This is a genomic window from Streptomyces sp. NPDC127068 (assembly GCF_042724695.1).
Classification (GTDB): domain Bacteria; phylum Actinomycetota; class Actinomycetes; order Streptomycetales; family Streptomycetaceae; genus Streptomyces.
Genome location: NZ_JBHXEN010000004.1, coordinates 11,142 through 29,021 on the forward strand (window position 1 = coordinate 11,142; position 17,880 = coordinate 29,021).

A 17,880-nucleotide genomic window follows, 5' to 3' on the forward strand; every position below is an offset into this window, starting at 1 on the left:
CCATGGCCGAGTCGCCCGCGCGCACTCCGCGCAAGTTCCCCGGGTCCGGTCTGGCCAAGGGGCTGGCCGTCACCCTGCGGACGATGACCCGCAAGTCGGTCACCGCGCGCTACCCCGACGTCCAGCCCGAACTGCCGCCCCGCACCCGGGGCGTCATCGGCCTGTTCGAAGAGAACTGCACGGTGTGCATGCTGTGCGCCCGCGAGTGCCCCGACTGGTGCATCTACATCGACTCCCACAAGGAGACGGTGCCGCCCGCCGCGCCCGGCGGCCGTGAGCGCAGTCGCAACGTGCTCGACCGGTTCGCCATCGACTTCTCGCTGTGCATGTACTGCGGCATCTGCATCGAGGTGTGCCCCTTCGACGCGCTGTTCTGGTCGCCGGAGTTCGAGTATGCCGAGACCGACATCCGCGAGCTGACCCACGAGCGGGACAAGCTCCGCGAGTGGATGTGGACGGTTCCGGCGCCGCCCGCGCTGGACCCGGCCGCGGAGGAGCCCAAGGAGCTGTCCGCCGCCCGCAAGACCGCGGAGAAGATCGCCACTGAGGCCGCTGAGGCCGCTGAGGCCGCGCGGGTCGCCGAAGCCGCCGAGAGCACCGAGCCCCCGGCGGCGCCGGGCCCCGCCCCCGCCCCGTCCCCCGCCCCCGATTCCGGTGACGGCACCGCTCCCGAGCAGGAGGGACCCCGGTGACCCCCCTCACGACACTCCCCGCGCACCCCGTTCCGCTCGCCGCCGAGACCGCGGGCTTCCTGTCCCCGACGGGCGTCGAGATCGCCTTCCTCCTCGTCGGCGTGGTCACCCTCGGCGCCGCGGTCATCACCGTCACCACCAAACAGCTCGTGCACGCCGCGCTGTGGCTGGTGGTCGCCCTCGGCGGGATCGCCGTCGAGTACCTGCTGCTCACCGCCGAGTTCATCGCCTGGGTGCAGGTCCTCATCTACGTCGGCTCCGTCGTCGTGCTCCTGCTGTTCGGGCTGATGCTGACCCGGGCGCCCATCGGACCGTCCCCGGACGCCGACTCGGGCAACCGGTGGGTGGCCCTGGCGGTCGCCGTGGCCTCGGCCGCCGCCCTGGTCTGGGTGGTGGTGGACGCGTTCCGCACCACCCGCCTCGAACTGGACGGTGCCGCCCAGGGCTCCACCGACGTGATGGGCGCGAGCCTGTTCCAGAACTGGGTGCTCCCCTTCGAGGCGCTGTCGGTGCTGCTGCTCGCCGCCCTGGTCGGCGCGATCGTCCTCTCCCGCAAGGAGAAGCCGCCGGCGCAACCCGCCAAGACCGCGCGCCCCCGCCGCACCTCCCCGGGCACCGCACAGCGTCCAAGCACGGCACAGCGCCCCGGCACCGCACAGCGCCCCGGCCCAGCGCAGCGGACGGAGAACGACTGATGCACCTCGCCTACCCCGTGGTCCTCTCGGTCCTCCTCTTCTGCACCGGCCTGTACGGCGTACTGGCCCGCCGCAACGCGATCCTGGTGCTGATGTCCGTCGAGCTGATGCTCAACGCCGTCAACCTGAACCTCGTCGCCTTCGACGTCTGGCTCAGCGAGGCGGCCCGCGACACCCTGCACTCCGGCCAGGCGCTGACCCTGTTCACCATCGCCATCGCCGCCGCCGAGATCGGCATCGGCCTCGCGATCGTCCTCGCCGTGTACCGCAACCGCGGCTCCTCCGACATCGACAAGCTCCGCGACACCGCCGAGGACGGACCGGGACCGGACGGCGGTCCGGACGCTCCTGGCACCCGGGCGACCCCCGCCACGGCACCCACCACAGAGGCCGCCGCGTGACCACCACGACCCTCGCCGTACTCGTCCCCGTCCTGCCGTTCCTCGGTGCCGCCGCCGGACTGTTCCTCGGCCGCACCGCGCCCGGCTTCGTCCGCCCCCTGGCGATCCTGCCGACCGTGGCCGCACTGGTGCTCGCGGTGTTCGTCGCCGTGCGCCAGGGCGGCGGGGCGACCATCGAGGCGGCCACCCAACTCACCCCCACCGGCTCGGTCCCCATCGACCTGGCGCTGCGCATCGACGGCTTCGCCGCCCTCGTCGCCGTCCTCGTCGGCGTGGTCGCCACCTGCGTGCAGCTCTACTCGACGGCGTACCTGCGCCACGACCCCCGCTACCCCTCGTACGCGGCGCTCGTGTCCCTGTTCACCGCCGCGATGTTCCTGGTCGTCTACTCGGGCGACCTGATGGTGCTGCTGGTGGGCTGGGAGGTCATGGGCATCTGCTCGTACTTCCTGGTCGGCCACTACTGGGAGACGCCCGAGGCCCGCGCCGCCTCGCTGAAGGCGTTCCTCGTCACCAAGCTCGGTGACGTCCCCTTCCTGATCGGACTGTTCGCGCTCGCCGCGGACGCGGGTTCGTTCCGGATCTCCACCGTCCTGCACACCGTCGCGGCGGGCGGCCTCGACCACCCCACGGTGATCGCGCTGCTGCTGCTCGCGGGCGTGGCGGGCAAGTCGGCGCAGTTCCCGCTGCACACCTGGCTGCCGGACGCGATGGCCGGCCCCACCCCTGTCTCCGCGCTGATCCACGCGGCGACGATGGTCGCCGCCGGCGTCTACTTCGTCGCCCGGCTGCTGCCCGTCTTCGCCGCCTCGGCCGCCGCCCTGGTCGTGCTCGCGGTGATGGCCGCCGTGACGATGCTCGGCTCGGCGCTCGCCGCGCTCGCCCAGGACGACATCAAGCGCGTCCTCGCGTACTCGACGATCGGCCAGCTCGGTTACATGACCGGGGCGCTCGCCGTCGCGGACCCGGGTGCGGCCGTCTTCCACCTCATCTCGCACGGCGCGTTCAAGGCGCTGCTGTTCCTCGCCGCGGGTGTGGTCATCCACGCCGCCGGCACCAACTCGCTCGCCGCCATGTCCGGGATGCGGAATCTGCGATCCCGTATCCCGGACGCCTACTGGACGATGACCGTGGCGCTGCTCGCCCTCGCGGCGATCCCGCCCTTCAGCGGCTTCTTCTCGAAGGAGGCCGTGCTGGTCGGCGCCGAGCACGCCGCCCACGGCGACACCGCGGGCGTCCCCACCGGCGCCGGGTGGACCGTCCTCGTCGCCGGTCTGCTCACCGCCCTGCTCACCGCCGCCTACGCGGCCCGGCTGTGGCTGCTCGCCTTCCGCGGCCGGGGCGAGGAGGCCCCCGACCACGGCCGGCAGCCGCTGGCGATGACCAGCGTCCTGCGGGTGCTCGCCGTCCCCTCGCTCGCCTTCGGCCTCGCCGTCGGCGTGCTGCCCGACTGGCTCGGCGGGGACTCCCTGACCCCGACCCTCACCACCTCCGTGCTCGGCACCGGCGCCGCCCTCATCGGCGGGCTCCTCGTGTACGGCACCTGGCGGCACACCATCAGCACCCCCCGGGTCCCCCTCGGCGCGGTCGTCGCCCACCCCGAGGCGGACGGTTCCCTGGTCGAGGAGGAAGCCCTCGCCGGCCACGAGCGCGCGTACGGGTACCTGGCCGCGCACCCCGACCCGGCCGACCCCGGTCGGGTCCTGCTCGGCCCGCTCCACCGGCACGCCGCAAACGGCTTCCACCTGGACGCCGTCTACCGGGTGCTCTTCGTCCGCCCGGTGGTCGCGGCGGCCCGACTGGTGCGCTTCCTGGACGGCGCGGTCATCGACACCTACGTGCGGGGCGCCGGAGCCCTGCCCCGACTGCTCGGCACCGCCGCGCGGCGGGCCCAGACGGGGAACACGCAGACCTATCTGAGCGCGCTGTTCGCCGGCACCGTCGTCCTGGCGGTCGCCGCCGTCCTCGTCGCCACCGTCGGAGCGTGAGCCGCAGTGATCGATATCAACGAGTCCGTGATGCAGTTCCTCCTGGCGTTCGTGGTCGTCGCTCCGCTGCTGGGCGCCGCGGCGGCCCTGCTGCCCGCCCCGCCCGGACTGCGGGGCTCCTCGCCCGACCAGGCCGTGCTGCGCCACGGCGTCACCGTGACCGGTGCCGTCCTCGTCGCCGCGCTGGTCCTCGCCCTGGGCTTCGACCACGACGACCCGTCGAAGATGCAGGCCACGACGGACGTCAGCTGGATCGCGGCGCTGGACGTCCGCGTCCACCTCGGCATCGACGGCATCTCGCTCCCCCTGCTGGTCCTCACGGCGCTGCTGACCTTCCTGTGCGCCCTGTACAGCTACGCGAAGCCGCCCGCGGGCCCGTCCCCGAAGGCGTTCGTCGCCCTGGTGCTCGTCCTGGAGTCCGGCACCCTGGCGACCTTCGCGGTGCTGGACCTGCTGCTGTTCTTCCTCGCCTTCGAGATGGTCCTCATCCCGATGTACTTCCTCATCGCCCGCTGGGGCGGCGCCGGCCGCAAGGCCGCTGCCTGGAAGTTCATCCTCTACACCCTGCTCGGTTCGGTCGTGATGCTGCTGGGCCTGCTCCTCATCGGGCTCAGGGCCGGCACCTTCGACATGGTGGCGCTCGCCGCTGACGACGGCCGGTCGCTCAGTACGTCCGTGCAGATCATCGCCGTGCTGTCAGTGGGCATCGGACTCGCCGTCAAGACCCCGGTGTGGCCGCTGCACAGCTGGCTGCCGGACGCGCACACCGCGGCCCCGACCGTCGGCTCGGTGCTGCTCGCGGGCGTGCTGCTCAAGATGGGCACCTACGGCTTCGTCCGCATCCTGCTGCCGATCACCCCGGACGGCATGCACACGATCGCCCCGTACTTCGCCGCGTTCGCCGTCGCCGGGATCATCTACGGGTCGCTGGCCTGTCTGGCGCTCGCCCGGCCCGGAGCGGGCGGCGACCTCAAACGCCTGATCGCCTACTCGTCCGTCGGGCACATGGGCTTCGTCCTGCTCGGCATCGCCACCCTCACGCCGACCGGCGTGAACGGCGCCCTGTTCGCGAACATCGCCCACGGACTCATCACGGGGCTGCTGTTCTTCCTGGTCGGCGCCCTCAAGGACCGCACCGGCACCACCGACCTCGACGCCCTCGCCGGCGACACCGGGGCCGCCCTGTACGGCGTCGCGCCCCGCTTCGGCGGGCTGTTCGCCTTCGGCGCGGTCGCCTCGCTGGGACTGCCCGGGCTCGCCGGGTTCTGGGGCGAGATGCTCGCCATGTTCGGGGCCTTCGACCCCGCGGCCGGCCTCAACCGGCCCGCGTACCTGGTCTTCGTGGCCCTCGCCGGCTTCGGCACCCTGCTCACCGCCGCGTACCTGCTCATCGTGGTCCGCCGGATCTGCATGGGCACCCCGAAGACCCCCGCCGAGACCGCCCCGGCCACCGGAGCCGCCCCGGACGCCGGGGCCTTCCTCGACGTGCGCCGCCACGAGTACGCGGCCTGGACCCCGCTCGTCGCCCTCACCGTGATCGCCGGACTCTGGCCCGCACTGCTGCTGGGCCTCACCGATCCGGCCGTGCAGCAGCTCCTCGCAGGAGGCAAGTCGTGACCGTCGCCGCCCCGGACGTCGGGAACCTCGTCCAGTCCGTCGACTGGATCGCCATCGCGCCGCCCACCCTCACCGCGGTCGCCGCGCTGCTCGTCCTCGTCGCGGACCTGTTCGTGCCCGAGCGGCACAAGGCCCTCCTCGGCTGGGCCAGCGCCGGCGCGCTCACCCTCGCCGCGCTGTCCCTGCTGCCGCTCGTCGGCGCCGACCGCGCCACGTTCTGCCGCAAGTCCGCCCCCGAGGTGTGCAGCTACACCGCGGACCAGTTCACCCTGGCCGTGCAACTGCTGGTCATCGGCGGCGCCCTGGTGACCGTGCTGCTCTCGATCACCCTGCTGAGCGACGACGCCGACCGTCCGGGCGGCCGGGTGCTGCCCGACGGCGAGTACTGGTTCCTGCTGCTGTCCTCGGCCGCCGGCGCCGCCCTGCTGCCCGCCGCGCGCGACCTCACCACCCTGATCGTCGCCCTCGAAGTGGCCTCCCTGCCCGCGTTCGCCCTGGTGGGCCTGAAGCGCGGCGACCGGATGTCCTCCGAGGCGGCCCTGAAGTTCTTCCTGTCGTCCGTCACCGCCACCGCCGTGACCCTCATGGGCGCCAGCTTCGTGTACGCGACCACCGGCAGCATGTACCTCACCGAGATCGCCGACGCGCTCGCGGACGTGGACGGCCGGTACGCGACGCTCGCCCAGACCGGCGTCGCCCTCACGCTCATCGGCTTCGCCTTCAAGACGGCCGCCGTCCCGTTCCACTTCTGGGTGCCCGACACCTACGTCGGCGCGCCGCTGCCCGTCGCCGCCTTCCTGTCGGTCATCGGCAAGGCCGTCGGCTTCACCGGGCTGATCCTGGTCACCGTCATCGCGTTCCCGCCGTACGCGGACGTCTGGGGCCCCGCGCTCGCCGTGCTGGCCGCCCTCACCATGACGATCGGCAACGCGGCGGCCCTGCGCCAACGCTCCGCGTCCGCGTTCAGCGCGGTCCGCCTGCTGGCCTGGTCCTCCGTCGGGCAGGCCGGGTACCTACTGGTCCCGATCGCCGCGGCAGCGTACGCGCAGGAGCCGCAGCGCGCCGTGGGCTCCACCGTGGCGTACGCCCTGATGTACGCGGCCGTGAACCTCGGGGCCTTCGCCGTCGCCGCGCTGGTCGCCCGCACCAGGCCCCTCAACCGCCTCACCGACTACCGCGGGCTGTACGCCGAGCGCCCGCTGACCGCCCTGGTGCTGGGGTTCTTCCTGCTCTGCCTCGCCGGACTGCCGCCGGGCATCATCGGCCTGTTCGCCAAGGTGACCGTGTTCTCGTCGGTGGTCGACGCGGGCCTCGGCTGGCTCGCCGTCGTCATGGCCGTCAACGTCGTGATCGCCCTGTACTACTACCTCCGCTGGACGGCGCTCCTCTTCCAGGCGCCGGAACGGGCCCCCGAAGCCCCCGAAGCCACTGCGGCGGCCCCCGATGCGCCTGCGAAGGTCCCCGCGGCCGTCGGAGCAGCCACGGCCACCACGGTCACCGCGCCCGCCCCGTCCGCGCCCGCCCCACCGAGCACGTCCCCGAGCACGTCCCCCGTGGCCGCCGTGCCGCTCCCGATCGCCGCGGCGATCGCCTTGACGGCCCTCCTCAGCATCGTCCTGTCCGGAGCCCCCCAGCTGGCCCTGCGCTTCGCGGACACGGTCCTGTTCTGACGGGCCGGGCGGGCCCACCGGGTCCGCACCCGCCCGCCGTCCGACGGCGGCACCCCCTGTCCGCGGGGGGTGCCGCCGTCGTGCCGTCACCCGGTCGGCCGACACGCCGCGGCCCGCGCACAAGGGAACTAGTCCCGCTCGCCTGGCGTTGACCAGTGAGGGAAGGTCCACTGGACGGTGGAGGAGCTCCGGCACCACCGCATGACCGCACCACCGCGACAGAGCACCAAGGAGCAGAGGGTTCCCCTGCCGTAACACCAGGAGGGCTTACTGTGCACCGCCGGCACAACGGGCTGAAGACCGCCGTTCTCCTCGGAGGACTGTCGGCACTCATCATCGTCATCGGCAGCCTCTTCGGACGTACGGGGCTGATCATCGCCCTGTTCGTCGCCCTGGGCACCAACGCCTACGCGTACTGGAACAGCGACAAGCTGGCCCTGCGCGCGATGCGGGCCCGCCCGGTCAGCGAGTTCGAGGCGCCCGCGCTCTACCGCATGGTCCGTGAGCTGTCCACGCAGGCCCGTCAGCCCATGCCCCGGCTCTACATCTCGCCCACCGAGGCCCCCAACGCCTTCGCGACCGGCCGCAACCCGCGCAACGCCGCCGTGTGCTGCACCGAGGGCATCCTGCGCATCCTCGACGAACGCGAGCTGCGCGGGGTGATCGGCCACGAGCTGAGCCACGTCTACAACCGGGACATCCTCATCTCGTCGGTCGCCGGCGCACTCGCTTCGGTGATCATGTTCCTGGTCAACTTCGCCTGGCTGATCCCGATCGGCCGTTCCGACAACGACGAGGGCCCCGGCATCCTCGGCTGGCTACTGATCATGATCCTGGGCCCGCTGGCCGCGTCCGTGATCAAACTCGCCATCAGCCGCTCCCGGGAGTACGAGGCGGACGCGTCCGGGGCCCAGCTGACCGGCGATCCGCTGGCCCTCGCGAGCGCCCTGCGCAAGCTGGACGCCGGCACCAAGCAGCTGCCGCTACCGCCCGAGCCGCGCATCGAGACGGCGAGCCACATGATGATCGCCAACCCGTTCCGTCCGGGCCAGGGCCTCTCCAAGATGTTTTCCACGCACCCGCCGATGGCAGAGCGCATCGCCCGTCTCGAACAGATGGCAGGTCGACACCAGTGAAAACAATCCTCAACATCATTTGGCTGGTCTTCAGCGGATTCTGGCTGTTCCTCGGCTATCTGCTGGCGGCGTGCCTCCTCTTCCTCACCATCATCGGCATCCCCTTCGCGGTCGCCGCGCTCCGCATCGGCGTCTACGCCCTGTGGCCCTTCGGCCACCGGGTGGTGGAACGTCCGGACGCGGGCGCCCCGTCCTTCGTGGGCAACGTCCTGTGGCTCGTCCTCGCGGGCTGGTGGCTGGCCCTGACGCACATCGTCACCGGCATCGCCCAGTGCCTGACGATCATCGGAATCCCCCTGGGCATCGCCAACTTCAAGCTGATACCGGTGTCCCTGATGCCGCTCGGCAAGGAGATCGTCGACACCGACCAGCCCTTCGTCGGCCGCTGGTGACGACGGCCCGCGCGGTGGAGTCCGCCGCGCGCGCCGCACCCGCATCTGCACCCGCACCCGCGCTCACGCGACGCCGGCGAGCAGGGCCCCCGGTCAGTCGGGGGTCTCGGGGGTCGACTGCCCCAGGATCAGCGGCCGGTGCGACTCCTGTAGGCCCTGAGGCAGTTCGTCCGGGGAGAACCACTGCGCCTCCAGGATCTCGAACGGGTCGATCGTGAGATCGCCGCCGATCAGGGTGGCCTCGTACGCCACTTCGATCCGGAGCCGGTAACCGCTCCTGAGCCGGACCAGCCGGCCGGTCCGGACGTCCAGCCCGGTCTCCTCGCGCACCTCCCGCACGACGGTGGCACGGAACTCCTCGCCCTTGAGCGCGTAGCCCGTGGGCAGACCCCACTGCCGCCCCTCGGGCCACATGCGGTGGCGCAGCAGCAGGACGCGCCCCGCGTCATCGCGCACGACACCGGTCACCCCGGCCATGAACTTCGCCTGGGCGATCCACATCACCCGCCACTGCACCGGGCCACGGATGCTGCGCCACAGCCGGGCGATCAGTCGCTCCACCTCGTGCCTCCTTCCAGGGCGTCGGCCACCGGGCACGGCCCGGCCACGACCGGCGGTCACGCCGATCGGGGGCGCGCCGCCGAGACGGTGCTCGGCGACGCGCCCCCGTCGTGCCCCACCGGCCCCGCAGGGCTCACCCGGGAGCGTCGTACAGGTCGAGGACCCCGATCACCGGTAGTTCACGAACTGGAGCGCGAAGTCGAACTCCTGGCCCTTCAGCAGGGCGATGACGGCCTGGAGGTCGTCCCGGCTCTTCGAGCTGACCCGCAGCTCGTCGCCCTGCACCTGGGCCTTGATGCCCTTGGGGCCCTCGTCCCGGATGATCTTCGCGACCTTCTTCGCGTTCTCCTGGGAGATCCCCTCCTCGATGGAGCCGAAGAGCTTGTACTCCTTGCCGGAGAGCTGCGGCTCACCGGTGTCGAGCGCCTTCAGCGAGATGCCGCGCTTGACCAGCTTGGTCTGGAAGACGTCGAGGATCGCGTTCACGCGCTCCTCGGAGTTGGCCTGCATCAGGATCTTCTCGCCGGACCAGGCGATCGACGCGCCGACGTTACGGAAGTCGTAGCGCTGGGAGATCTCCTTCGCCGCCTGGTTGAGGGCGTTGTCGACCTCCTGCCGCTCGACCTTCGAGACGATGTCGAAACTGGAGTCGGCCATGTGCTGTGGCTCCTTGGATCGGGTTGCGTGGGAGCGGCCACGAATCCCTGACCGCATCCGCAAAGCCTAGCCACCGCCCCGCGTCGGGTGCCGCTCAATCGAGTGGCGGAGCACCCCCGCTCATCGGGTATCGTTTACGTCGTTGCCGGAGAGACCAGCGGTCAAGCTGATCTCCAGCAGCAACCCAGGCGGTGTGCCCGAGCGGCCAAAGGGAGCAGACTGTAAATCTGCCGGCTCAGCCTTCCCAGGTTCGAATCCTGGCGCCGCCACACTTGGGTAAGGACCCCCTGACCATGCTGATACAGCAGGTCAGGGGGTTCTTTCGTGTTCGGCGGGAGGCAGAACCCGCGGCGCTGTACGCGTTCGAGCGGAGGCAGCCCGTGCGCTCCGCGCTCACGTCAGTCTCCCGCTCCGGCGCGGGGCCCCTCGTGCAGCCACTGCCGTAGCAACGCTGCCTTGTGGTGCCGCCCCAGCAGGACGTACGCCCGCTCCCACACCTTCGGATCGGCCAGCGGCAGCCCGCTCCACGATCCGGTGACCCGCGAGGGCAGGGGCACGACCTCGTCCGCGGTCCGGAGGGCGAATCCCACCAGCAAGTCGACGGAATGGTCGCCGCCGTCGATGAGGTACCGCCGGTGGGTCGCGTACACCGGATCGCCACCGGTCGCGTCCAGGAACGAGAATCCGCCTTCGTCCAGCGCCTCGCGCACCGCTTCGCCCTGGGAGTCGACGGTCAGGTCCCAGTCGTGGGCGGTGTCGGCGAGTCCCAGCGCGACGAGCAGCCCCGACCCGCCCAGCGCGGGCTCCATGCCGTGCGTCGACAGGCACCGGACGACGTGTTGGACGACGGTGACGGAAGGAATCCGCATCGAAGCAGCTTAGACGCCGGCCATCCGTCCGGGGAGCCGTGCGCCTCGCCACCGGTGCGCAACGTGCGGTGCGCACCGGTGGCCCGTCGCCGCACGCCAAGGGAGGGCCCCGCCGCGCCGTGACCAGGGCGCGGCGGAACCCTCCCGGTGGCCACCGACCCGCTCACCCGAGGGTCGACGACGTCCCTGAGCGGCCGACGGACGCCGGGCAGGCGTCAGCGGCCGGTGGGCGCCCGGCTCAGGCGGCCGGGCACTCCTTCCACGCCAGGTGGTAGACGGTGGAGATGCTGCCGTCCGTGGAGTCCATCGTCATGAAGCTGGTCTTGCCCGGGTCGGAGTCGCCGAGCAGCACCCGCAGCTCCGTGTTGACGTTGACGCTGCGCTTCACTCCGCAGGGCGCCCACACCAGCTGCGCCCAGTCGGTCGAGTCCGTGGCCTGCCAGTCCTCCGCCATGGGGCCGTGGAAGGTGTGGGTCCGGGCCGCGGTGTTGGACGAGCCCTGGAAGTAGTACGACGCCTTCTCGACGCCCGTCACCCCGGCTTCGAGCGACGCGAACCCGCGGTAGTCGGCGCTGCTGATGGCGTAGGTGAAGCCCTGCGGGACGTGCACGAGGAGGCCGAGCTGACAGTTCTTCCGGAACGAGGTCGGCGACGAGGCGCCGCCCGCGTTGGCGAGGTAGTCGCTGTAGGTGACGGTGAAGGCGGTGTTGTCGGGCGAGGTAGCGACGGCCGCCGTCCCGGCCCGGCAGCCGGAGCCGTTGACGGTGACGACGTCCACGGTGACCTTGCCCGGGGGCGGGCTACTGGTGGTGGCGACCTGGGCGGTGGCGCTCTGCGCGGGGATGACCGCGGCGAAGAGTGCGGCGACCGCGCTGGAGACGAGCATTCCGCGAACCATGGTTCTCCTGTCCGTTGCGTGAGGACCGCCGCGGCGCCGGTGCGGTGCCGCGGTCGGTGGGTGGGGGGCGGCCGTCGCAGGGGGCGGCCGGTCGGGCGGAAGAGCTGGGGCGGGTGGTCGCCGAACGGGGTCCGTTGCGGCGGGCCCGGGTCGCCCGGCCCCGGGCGGGCCCCTCCCGCACGGGCAGGGAGGGCAGCACCGGGGTCGGGCGGTTCCGTCAGGGGCCGACGCGTCCCGGGACGGTCCGTGACGGGGACACCGGGGTCACGGCGCGGGGCACTCCCGCCACGCCAGGTGGTAGACGGTGTCGAGGTTGCCGTCCGTCGAGTCCATGGTCATGAAGCTGGTCTTGGTGCGGTCCGACGTGCCCGCGTTCACGCGCAGTTCGGTGTTGATGTTGAGGTTGCGCTTGACCCCGCACGGTGCCCAGACGAGGTTCGGCCACTCCGTGGTGTCGGTCGCCTGCCAGTCCTCGACGAGGGGACCGTAGAAGGTGTGCGTGCGGAACGCGGTGGCCGGCGAGCCCTGGAAGTAGTACGAGGCCTTCTCGACGCCGGACGATCCGGGCTCCAGGGAGGCGAAGCCGCGGTAGTCGGTGCTCATGATCGCGTAGGTGAAGCCGTGCGGCACGTGCACGATCAGGTTGAGCTGACAGTTCTTCCGGAAGTCCGTCGGGAGCGAGGTGCCTCCGACCTTGGCCAGGTAGTCGCTGTACGTCACCGTGAAGGCCGTGTTGTCGGGCGACACGGCGACGGCGGCGGTGCCCGCCGGACACCCCGAGCCGTTGACGGTCGCGACCTCGATCACGATCTTGTCCGGAGGGGCCTCGATGGTCGAAACGGATGCGCTGGCGCCTTGGGCGGGCAGCGCCGCCGCGAGGAGCGCGGCAGCCGCCACACCGGAGGCGAGCAGAGCACGAGCCATGGTTCTCCTGTCCAATGCCTGACCCCGCGACGGCGTGTGGAGCGGGCGCCGCCGCGCGGGTGGGGGGTGGTGGTGACCGCCCGCTGGACACGGGACGGTCGGCCGGGCCGGCGCGTCGACGTCGACCTCGGGGTGTGCGGCCCGCAGCATGCACACCGGGCATTGGAGCCGTATGAGGAAGTGAGAGCCACGTGAGTCGTGCACATGTCAATTACTGACCGTGAGTCAGGCGGACGACCCCCATCTGCGGATACGTGGCGACGGGGGGAATCCGCCCGCACCGGCCCGACGGCGGGTCTCGGCCAACATCGGCCCTCGGGGGAGCCGCGCGCAGACTCCGGGGGCACGTGACGCACGGGTGTGCCGGGCGCTGTTGTCGGTGGTCCGGGGCACACTGGTGGGATGTCCTCGCGCCGCAGAACCTGCCCCGAGTGCCGCCGCGAAATCGCCGTTGTGGCGGGCCGCTTCGCCCGGCACGACCCGCCGGGCGCCCGCGGTGCCGGTTCCCTGCTGTCCTGCCCGGGCTCGCGCAGAGACGCCCCGCTCGGGGCGGCGCAACCTCATCTGGACGGCTATGCGCTCCCGGAGTTCCCCGGACAGTTGCCCCTCTTCTGAGCGCGCCCCCACCGAAGGGGACGGCCCCACCGACGGGCGGCGCCCCGCCGAGCGGAACGCCGCCACCACGCACGCGGTGGTGACGCTCCGTCACCCCGCACGCCAGGGGCACTAGTTGCCGGCGACGGCCTTCACCGCGACGGACACGGGCACCTGGCCCGAGATCAGATCCAGGGTCAGCCCCGCCGTCGCCGGGGTCTCCAGCAACTCCGCGAGGACCGCTGCGACATCGTCCCGCGGCACCGCACCGCGCCCGGTCGACGCCTCCAGTCGGACGAGCCCCGTCCCGGCGTCGTCCGTCAACCGGCCGGGCCGCAGGACCGTCACGTCCAGACCGCGCCGGGACCGCACCTCGGCGTCGGCCGCGCCCTTCGCCCGCAGGTACACGTCGAACACCTCGTCGCCGGGGTGCGCGGGGTCCGCGCTCAGCGAGGAGACGATCACGAAGCGGCGGACTCCGGCGCGTTCGGCCGCATCCGCGAGGAGCACCGCCGCGCCCCGGTCCACCGTGTCCTTGCGGGCGGTGCCGCTGCCCGGGCCGGCGCCCGCGGCGAACACCGCCGCGTCGGCCCCCGCGAGGTGCGCGGCGACCTCGTCGACGGTGGCCGACTCCAGGTCGCAGACGACGGGCTCGGCACCGGCCGCCCGCAGGTCGTCCGCCTGCTCGGCGCGTCGGATGAGCCCCACCGCTTCGTCCCCCCGTCGGGCGAGCAACCGCTCCAGCCGCAACGCGATCTGACCGTGTCCTCCGGCAATGACAATGCGCATGCCCCGACGGTACGCCCACCTCCCACCCGGAGCACGCCCGCGACCCACGGCCCGCGACAGGCAATCCGCGACGGGCAATCCACGACAGGCGATCCACGACGGGCAACCCGCGATCGGCGACCACCGCCGGCCGCCGAGAGGTTCAGCCCCGGGCGGGCGGCCGTCCCTGCCGGGGGAGGTCCAGAGCCGCCGCCGCGGCCGAGTCGCAGTACTCCCGCACCGCACTCGTCCGGGCGACCACCCGCCCCCGGTGCACCACGACCCTGCTGTACCCCAACGACAGCACCGCCCCCAGCCGTTCCCCCCGCACCGCGAGCAACTCCGCGGGGAATCCGGCCTCCACCCGCACCTCGGGCAGTCCGAGCACCCCGCGGGCCGCCCCGCACACGGTGGCGTACGCGTCCTCGGGCCGCACCCCGTACCGCGAGGCCAACAGGTACGCGGCCTCCAACGGGTCCCCCCGCCCCACCGGGTTGCCCACGTCCCGCAGCGCCCCGCTCCCCGACGCCACCCGCACCCCCGCGGCCCGCAGCAGCCGCACCGGCGCCGTCTCCCGTCGCTCCGCGCCCACGCAGCCGCCCTGCGGCAGGCAGACGACCGTGACCCCGGCCGCCGCCAGCCGGTCCGCGACCCGCCCCGCCGCCTCGGCGGGCAGCCGCGCGAGCCCGCCGCAGGGGCCGAGGGTGACCGCGGGCCGCAGCCCCCCGGCCATCGCCGCGAGCCGGGCGAGCCGGGCGGGGTCGTCCCCGTCGGTGTGGAGGTCGACGGCGCACCCGTGCTCCGCGGCGAGTTCCAGCACGGCCTGGACGTACCCCGGGGGGTCCGGGTCGACGTCCGGGCAGCCCCCCACCACGGAGGCCCCCATCCCGATGGCGTCGCGCAGCAGGGCGAGTCCGTCCGCGCCCGCCGCCCCGGTCAGCAGGCGGGGCATCGCCACCACGGACAGGTCGGCCAGCCCCCGCAGGGCCCGCCGGGCCCGGAGCGCCCCCTCCAACGCCCCCAGCCCGGGCACGTCCCCGATGCGCACATGGGTCCGCAGGGTCGTCGCCCCGTGGCCGAGTTGGAGCAGCGCGGCTTCGGTGGCCCGCCGTTGGACGTCGTGGGGGTCGTACGAGACGGGGCCCTCGGCGTCGGCCGACAGGGCGGTGTCCCCGTGGGCGTGGGGTTCGGCGGGCGCCGGCAACAGCAGGTACCCGTCCAGGTCGATCCGGGTGGAGGCGTACGCGGTGAGACTGCCCGCGGTGCCGACGGCTTCGATCCGGTCGTCGACGATCCGTACGTCCACAGTCCTGCCGTCCGCGAGACGGGCGTCACACAGCAGCAGCCCCGTGCCGTCGGCCGCGCCGCCCTCGTCGCCGGAGGGCCGGGGAGAGCCGGCGGACGGCTGCTGCGGCTGGCTGTCGGGCATCGCTCTCCTGAGTGCTCGGCCGTCGTGATCACACAGCGTGAGTCGAGCCTAGGGTGGCAGCCGGAAAGCTCCGGGGAGGAGCGCAATAGTCGTACTGATTGTGGTGCGCCCGGTGAAACCGGCCCCGGACGGTGCGCCTTCGTCGGCTGTGGCGCTTCCCCGGGGCGCCGGCGCGGCAGCGCGGAGCGACGGTGCGCGCACGGCTGTGACCAGCAGGGGAGCCGGTGGGCAGGGGGGCGGGGGAGGTGCCGGTCGACCGGTGGGGCGCGCGTTCCGGGCGTGGTGGCGGGCCCGGCGGAAACGGCTGTCCGCCCTCTTGCGCGCGCCGGGAAACGGATTTGGGCGAACGGTGGGCGACCGTGTAATGTCTTCATCGCTCGCCCCAATAGCTCAGTCGGCAGAGCGTCTCCATGGTAAGGAGAAGGTCAACGGTTCGATTCCGTTTTGGGGCTCTGGTGTGTGAGGTTCCCCGCTCTCGGGCGGGGTTCCGTAGCGCATCGCAGCGGTGTAGCTCAGTCGGTAGAGCAAGCGGCTCATAATCGCTGTGTCACCGGTTCAAGTCCGGTCACCGCTACTAACAGTAGCCGATTGCGGGGTCGGTCCTTCGGTCGGCTACTCTTTCCTGTGTTAATGCCATTCAATCCGTTCGTCAAGGAGCACTCACGTGGCTGCCACCGACGTCCGCCCGAAGATCACGCTGGCCTGCGTGGAGTGCAAGGAGCGGAACTACATCACCAAGAAGAACCGGCGTAACAACCCGGATCGACTGGAGATGAAGAAGCACTGCCCGCGTTGCAATGCGCACACCGCGCATCGCGAAACGCGATAGTTTTCAGGCTCGTTCGCGAGGCCGTCCCCACGTTCCGGGGGCGGCCTCGCGGCGTTTTCCAGCCCGGGTTCACCGGTGCGGCCCACGGGGTCGGCCCGCGTGACGGAAGACCAGGAGGTGCCGCGCCCATGGCGCTCGATCAGTCCTTCGTGGGGCGGAGCTACCCGCCCACCGAACCGTACGAGGTGGGCCGGGAGAAGATCCGGGAGTTCGCGGAGGCGATCGGGGACCCGCACCCCGCGTACGTCGACCCCGAGGCCGCGAAGGCGCTCGGTCACCCGGACGTGATCGCCCCGCCGACCTTCGTCTTCGCGATCACCTTCAAGGCCGCCGGCCAGGTCATCGCCGACCCCCAGCTCGGCCTCGACTACAGCCGGGTCGTCCACGGTGACCAGCGCTTCACCTACCGGCGGCCGGTACGGGCCGGGGACCGGCTGACGGTCACCAGCACCATCGAGGGCGTCAAGTCCCTCGCGGGCAACGACATCCTGGACATCCGGGGCGAGGTCCACGACGGGACCGGCGAGCACGTGGTCACCGCCTGGACCAAGCTCGTGTCCCGCGCGGCCGAGGAGGTGTGACGATGACGGCGAACACCACGGCACCGTCCTACGACGACGTCGAGGTCGGTACGGAACTGCCCGCGGCCACCTTCACGGTGACCCGCGCCACCCTCGTGCGCTACGCGGGTGCCTCCGGCGACTTCAACCCGATCCACTGGAACGAGCGCTTCGCCAAGGGCGTGGGCCTGCCGGACGTGATCGCGCACGGCATGTTCACCATGGCCGAGGCGGTCCGGGTCGTCACCGACTGGACCGGTGACCCGGGCGCGGTCGTCGAGTACGGCGTCCGCTTCACCAAGCCGGTCGTCGTCCCCGACGACGACGAGGGCGCGACCATCGAGGTCAGCGCCAAGGTCGGCGCCAAGCTGGACGACGGCCTGGTCCGCGTCGACCTCACGGCCACCTCCGCGGGCCTGAAGGTCCTCGGCATGTCCCGCGCGGTCGTCCGCCTGCCCTGACCGGCACACCCCGGACACTCCGGACACCCCGGGCCGCCGTCCCCTCCCGGACGGCGGCCCGGCCCCGTTCCGCACCCACCTCCGCACCCCACTTGCCAACTTAGTGATTGAGTACTAACTTTCTCTCCATGGTCAGGATGAGCGCAGAAGAACGCCGCGAGGCCGTCATCGCGGCGGCCGTCACCGAGTTCTCGCGGGGCGGCTACTTCGGCACTTCCACGGAGGCGATCGCCAAGCGGGTGGGCGTCTCGCAGCCGTACCTCTTCCGGCTCTTCCCCGGCAAGAAGGCGATCTTCCACGCGGCGGCCATGCGGTGCATGGCGAACGTCAAGCGCCGCTTCGAGACCGCCGCCGAGGGGTTCCAGGGCGAGGACGCGCTCAAGGCCATGGCGGCCGAGTACTACCAGTTGATCACGGACGACCCGGTGCAGCTCCACATGATGATGCAGATCTACGTCTCCGTGGGTGCCGCCGAGGCGGCGGGGGAGACCGGCTTCGGCGAGGCGGTCCGCGAAAGCTGGATGGACCTCTGGGACACGGTCAGCGCACTGCTCGGCGACTCCGCGGGGCAGAGCGTCACCCACTTCATGGCGCACGGCATGCTCATCAACTCCGTCGCCCTGATGGGGTTCCCGCACGACCACCGGATCTGGGACGGCCTGCACATCTCGGGTCCCGGCTCCGAACCGCCGCCGACCGACTGATCCGCACCGGCCGCGCGGTCTGTGCGGTCTGTGCG

The 17,880-nt window shown here is 72.1% G+C and carries 20 protein-coding genes and 3 tRNA genes; 16 read left to right on the top strand and 7 right to left on the bottom strand.

Annotated elements, in window-relative coordinates:
* Positions 1–2 precede the first annotated feature (2 nt).
* From ACFWIA_RS03095 to ACFWIA_RS03130, 8 genes are all read left to right on the top strand, one after another.
* The gene (locus tag ACFWIA_RS03095) at positions 3–692 is read left to right on the top strand and encodes a NuoI/complex I 23 kDa subunit family protein (protein ID WP_386999866.1); all 690 of its coding nucleotides are present in this window, start codon (positions 3–5) and stop codon (positions 690–692) included.
* On the top strand, positions 689–1,387 hold the full coding sequence (locus ACFWIA_RS03100) for an NADH-quinone oxidoreductase subunit J (RefSeq protein ID WP_386999868.1): 699 nt from the start codon (positions 689–691) through the stop codon (positions 1,385–1,387). The genes ACFWIA_RS03095 and ACFWIA_RS03100 overlap by 4 nt, the downstream gene beginning before the upstream one ends.
* Positions 1,387–1,788, top strand: coding sequence for an NADH-quinone oxidoreductase subunit NuoK (gene nuoK / locus ACFWIA_RS03105; protein ID WP_386999870.1), 402 nt, complete (start codon positions 1,387–1,389; stop codon positions 1,786–1,788). Before ACFWIA_RS03100 ends, nuoK begins: the two co-directional genes overlap by 1 nt.
* A complete protein-coding gene (locus ACFWIA_RS03110; RefSeq protein ID WP_386999873.1) occupies positions 1,785–3,776 on the top strand; it encodes an NADH-quinone oxidoreductase subunit L in 1,992 nt (663 codons plus the stop codon). The genes nuoK and ACFWIA_RS03110 overlap by 4 nt, the downstream gene beginning before the upstream one ends.
* Positions 3,777–3,782: 6 nt before the next feature.
* Positions 3,783–5,393 (top strand): NuoM family protein, encoded by a 1,611-nt coding sequence (locus tag ACFWIA_RS03115; protein ID WP_386999875.1) that lies wholly within the window; start codon positions 3,783–3,785, stop codon positions 5,391–5,393.
* Positions 5,390–7,063: an NADH-quinone oxidoreductase subunit N gene (locus ACFWIA_RS03120; protein ID WP_386999878.1), complete on the top strand. Its 1,674-nt coding sequence runs from the start codon at positions 5,390–5,392 to the stop codon at positions 7,061–7,063. Before ACFWIA_RS03115 ends, ACFWIA_RS03120 begins: the two co-directional genes overlap by 4 nt.
* 272 nt (positions 7,064–7,335) lie before the next feature.
* On the top strand, positions 7,336–8,199 hold the full coding sequence (gene htpX, locus ACFWIA_RS03125) for a zinc metalloprotease HtpX (RefSeq protein WP_385496038.1): 864 nt from the start codon (positions 7,336–7,338) through the stop codon (positions 8,197–8,199).
* Positions 8,196–8,591, top strand: coding sequence for a YccF domain-containing protein (locus ACFWIA_RS03130; RefSeq protein WP_386999880.1), 396 nt, complete (start codon positions 8,196–8,198; stop codon positions 8,589–8,591). Before htpX ends, ACFWIA_RS03130 begins: the two co-directional genes overlap by 4 nt.
* Positions 8,592–8,684: 93 nt before the next feature.
* Here the strand turns inward: ACFWIA_RS03130 and ACFWIA_RS03135 are convergent, their stop codons facing one another.
* Positions 8,685–9,152, bottom strand: a complete 468-nt coding sequence (locus ACFWIA_RS03135; protein WP_386999882.1) for an NUDIX domain-containing protein — start codon at positions 9,150–9,152, stop codon at positions 8,685–8,687.
* A gap of 168 nt (positions 9,153–9,320) precedes the next feature.
* On the bottom strand, positions 9,321–9,809 hold the full coding sequence (locus tag ACFWIA_RS03140; RefSeq protein WP_386999884.1) for a YajQ family cyclic di-GMP-binding protein: 489 nt from the start codon (positions 9,807–9,809) through the stop codon (positions 9,321–9,323).
* 187 nt (positions 9,810–9,996) lie between these two features.
* On the opposite strand from ACFWIA_RS03140, the gene ACFWIA_RS03145 reads away from it, so the two are divergent.
* Positions 9,997–10,078: transfer RNA gene (locus ACFWIA_RS03145), tRNA-Tyr, on the top strand.
* 129 nt (positions 10,079–10,207) lie between these two features.
* Here the strand turns inward: ACFWIA_RS03145 and ACFWIA_RS03150 are convergent.
* The 3 genes from ACFWIA_RS03150 to ACFWIA_RS03160 all read right to left on the bottom strand — a co-directional run bounded on the left by ACFWIA_RS03150 (position 10,208) and on the right by ACFWIA_RS03160 (position 12,500).
* On the bottom strand, positions 10,208–10,678 hold the full coding sequence (locus tag ACFWIA_RS03150; protein ID WP_386999886.1) for a hypothetical protein: 471 nt from the start codon (positions 10,676–10,678) through the stop codon (positions 10,208–10,210).
* Between the two features lie 238 nt (positions 10,679–10,916).
* The gene (locus ACFWIA_RS03155) at positions 10,917–11,576 is read right to left on the bottom strand and encodes a DUF4360 domain-containing protein (RefSeq protein WP_386999888.1); all 660 of its coding nucleotides are present in this window, start codon (positions 11,574–11,576) and stop codon (positions 10,917–10,919) included.
* A gap of 264 nt (positions 11,577–11,840) precedes the next feature.
* The gene (locus ACFWIA_RS03160; protein WP_386999890.1) at positions 11,841–12,500 is read right to left on the bottom strand and encodes a DUF4360 domain-containing protein; all 660 of its coding nucleotides are present in this window, start codon (positions 12,498–12,500) and stop codon (positions 11,841–11,843) included.
* A 402-nt stretch (positions 12,501–12,902) separates the two neighbouring features.
* Between ACFWIA_RS03160 and ACFWIA_RS03165 the strand changes: the two genes are divergently transcribed.
* Positions 12,903–13,115: a hypothetical protein gene (locus ACFWIA_RS03165; protein ID WP_385496046.1), complete on the top strand. Its 213-nt coding sequence runs from the start codon at positions 12,903–12,905 to the stop codon at positions 13,113–13,115.
* Between the two features lie 111 nt (positions 13,116–13,226).
* On the opposite strand, the gene ACFWIA_RS03170 is transcribed toward ACFWIA_RS03165, so the two are convergent.
* Positions 13,227–13,883 (bottom strand): NAD(P)H-binding protein, encoded by a 657-nt coding sequence (locus tag ACFWIA_RS03170; protein WP_385496047.1) that lies wholly within the window; start codon positions 13,881–13,883, stop codon positions 13,227–13,229.
* Positions 13,884–14,025: 142 nt separating this feature from the next.
* Complete coding sequence (locus tag ACFWIA_RS03175; RefSeq protein ID WP_386999892.1) at positions 14,026–15,291, bottom strand: amidohydrolase family protein; 1,266 nt, start codon at positions 15,289–15,291, stop codon at positions 14,026–14,028.
* A gap of 379 nt (positions 15,292–15,670) precedes the next feature.
* Here ACFWIA_RS03175 and ACFWIA_RS03180 point away from each other — a divergent pair.
* The 6 genes from ACFWIA_RS03180 (at position 15,671) to ACFWIA_RS03205 (ending at position 17,845) form a co-directional block, all read left to right on the top strand.
* Positions 15,671–15,743: transfer RNA gene (locus ACFWIA_RS03180), tRNA-Thr, on the top strand.
* A 49-nt stretch (positions 15,744–15,792) separates the two neighbouring features.
* Positions 15,793–15,865, top strand: a tRNA-Met gene (locus ACFWIA_RS03185).
* A 90-nt stretch (positions 15,866–15,955) separates the two neighbouring features.
* Positions 15,956–16,120: a 50S ribosomal protein L33 gene (gene rpmG / locus ACFWIA_RS03190; protein WP_003948671.1), complete on the top strand. Its 165-nt coding sequence runs from the start codon at positions 15,956–15,958 to the stop codon at positions 16,118–16,120.
* Positions 16,121–16,248: 128 nt separating this feature from the next.
* Positions 16,249–16,701: a MaoC family dehydratase N-terminal domain-containing protein gene (locus tag ACFWIA_RS03195; RefSeq protein WP_386999894.1), complete on the top strand. Its 453-nt coding sequence runs from the start codon at positions 16,249–16,251 to the stop codon at positions 16,699–16,701.
* Between the two features lie 2 nt (positions 16,702–16,703).
* Positions 16,704–17,141 carry a MaoC family dehydratase gene (locus ACFWIA_RS03200; RefSeq protein ID WP_386999896.1) on the top strand — a complete coding sequence of 146 codons (438 nt, stop codon included), beginning with the start codon at positions 16,704–16,706 and terminating at the stop codon, positions 17,139–17,141.
* Positions 17,142–17,269: 128 nt separating this feature from the next.
* Positions 17,270–17,845 carry a TetR/AcrR family transcriptional regulator gene (locus tag ACFWIA_RS03205; RefSeq protein WP_386999898.1) on the top strand — a complete coding sequence of 192 codons (576 nt, stop codon included), beginning with the start codon at positions 17,270–17,272 and terminating at the stop codon, positions 17,843–17,845.
* The last annotated feature ends 35 nt before the right edge of the window (positions 17,846–17,880 follow it).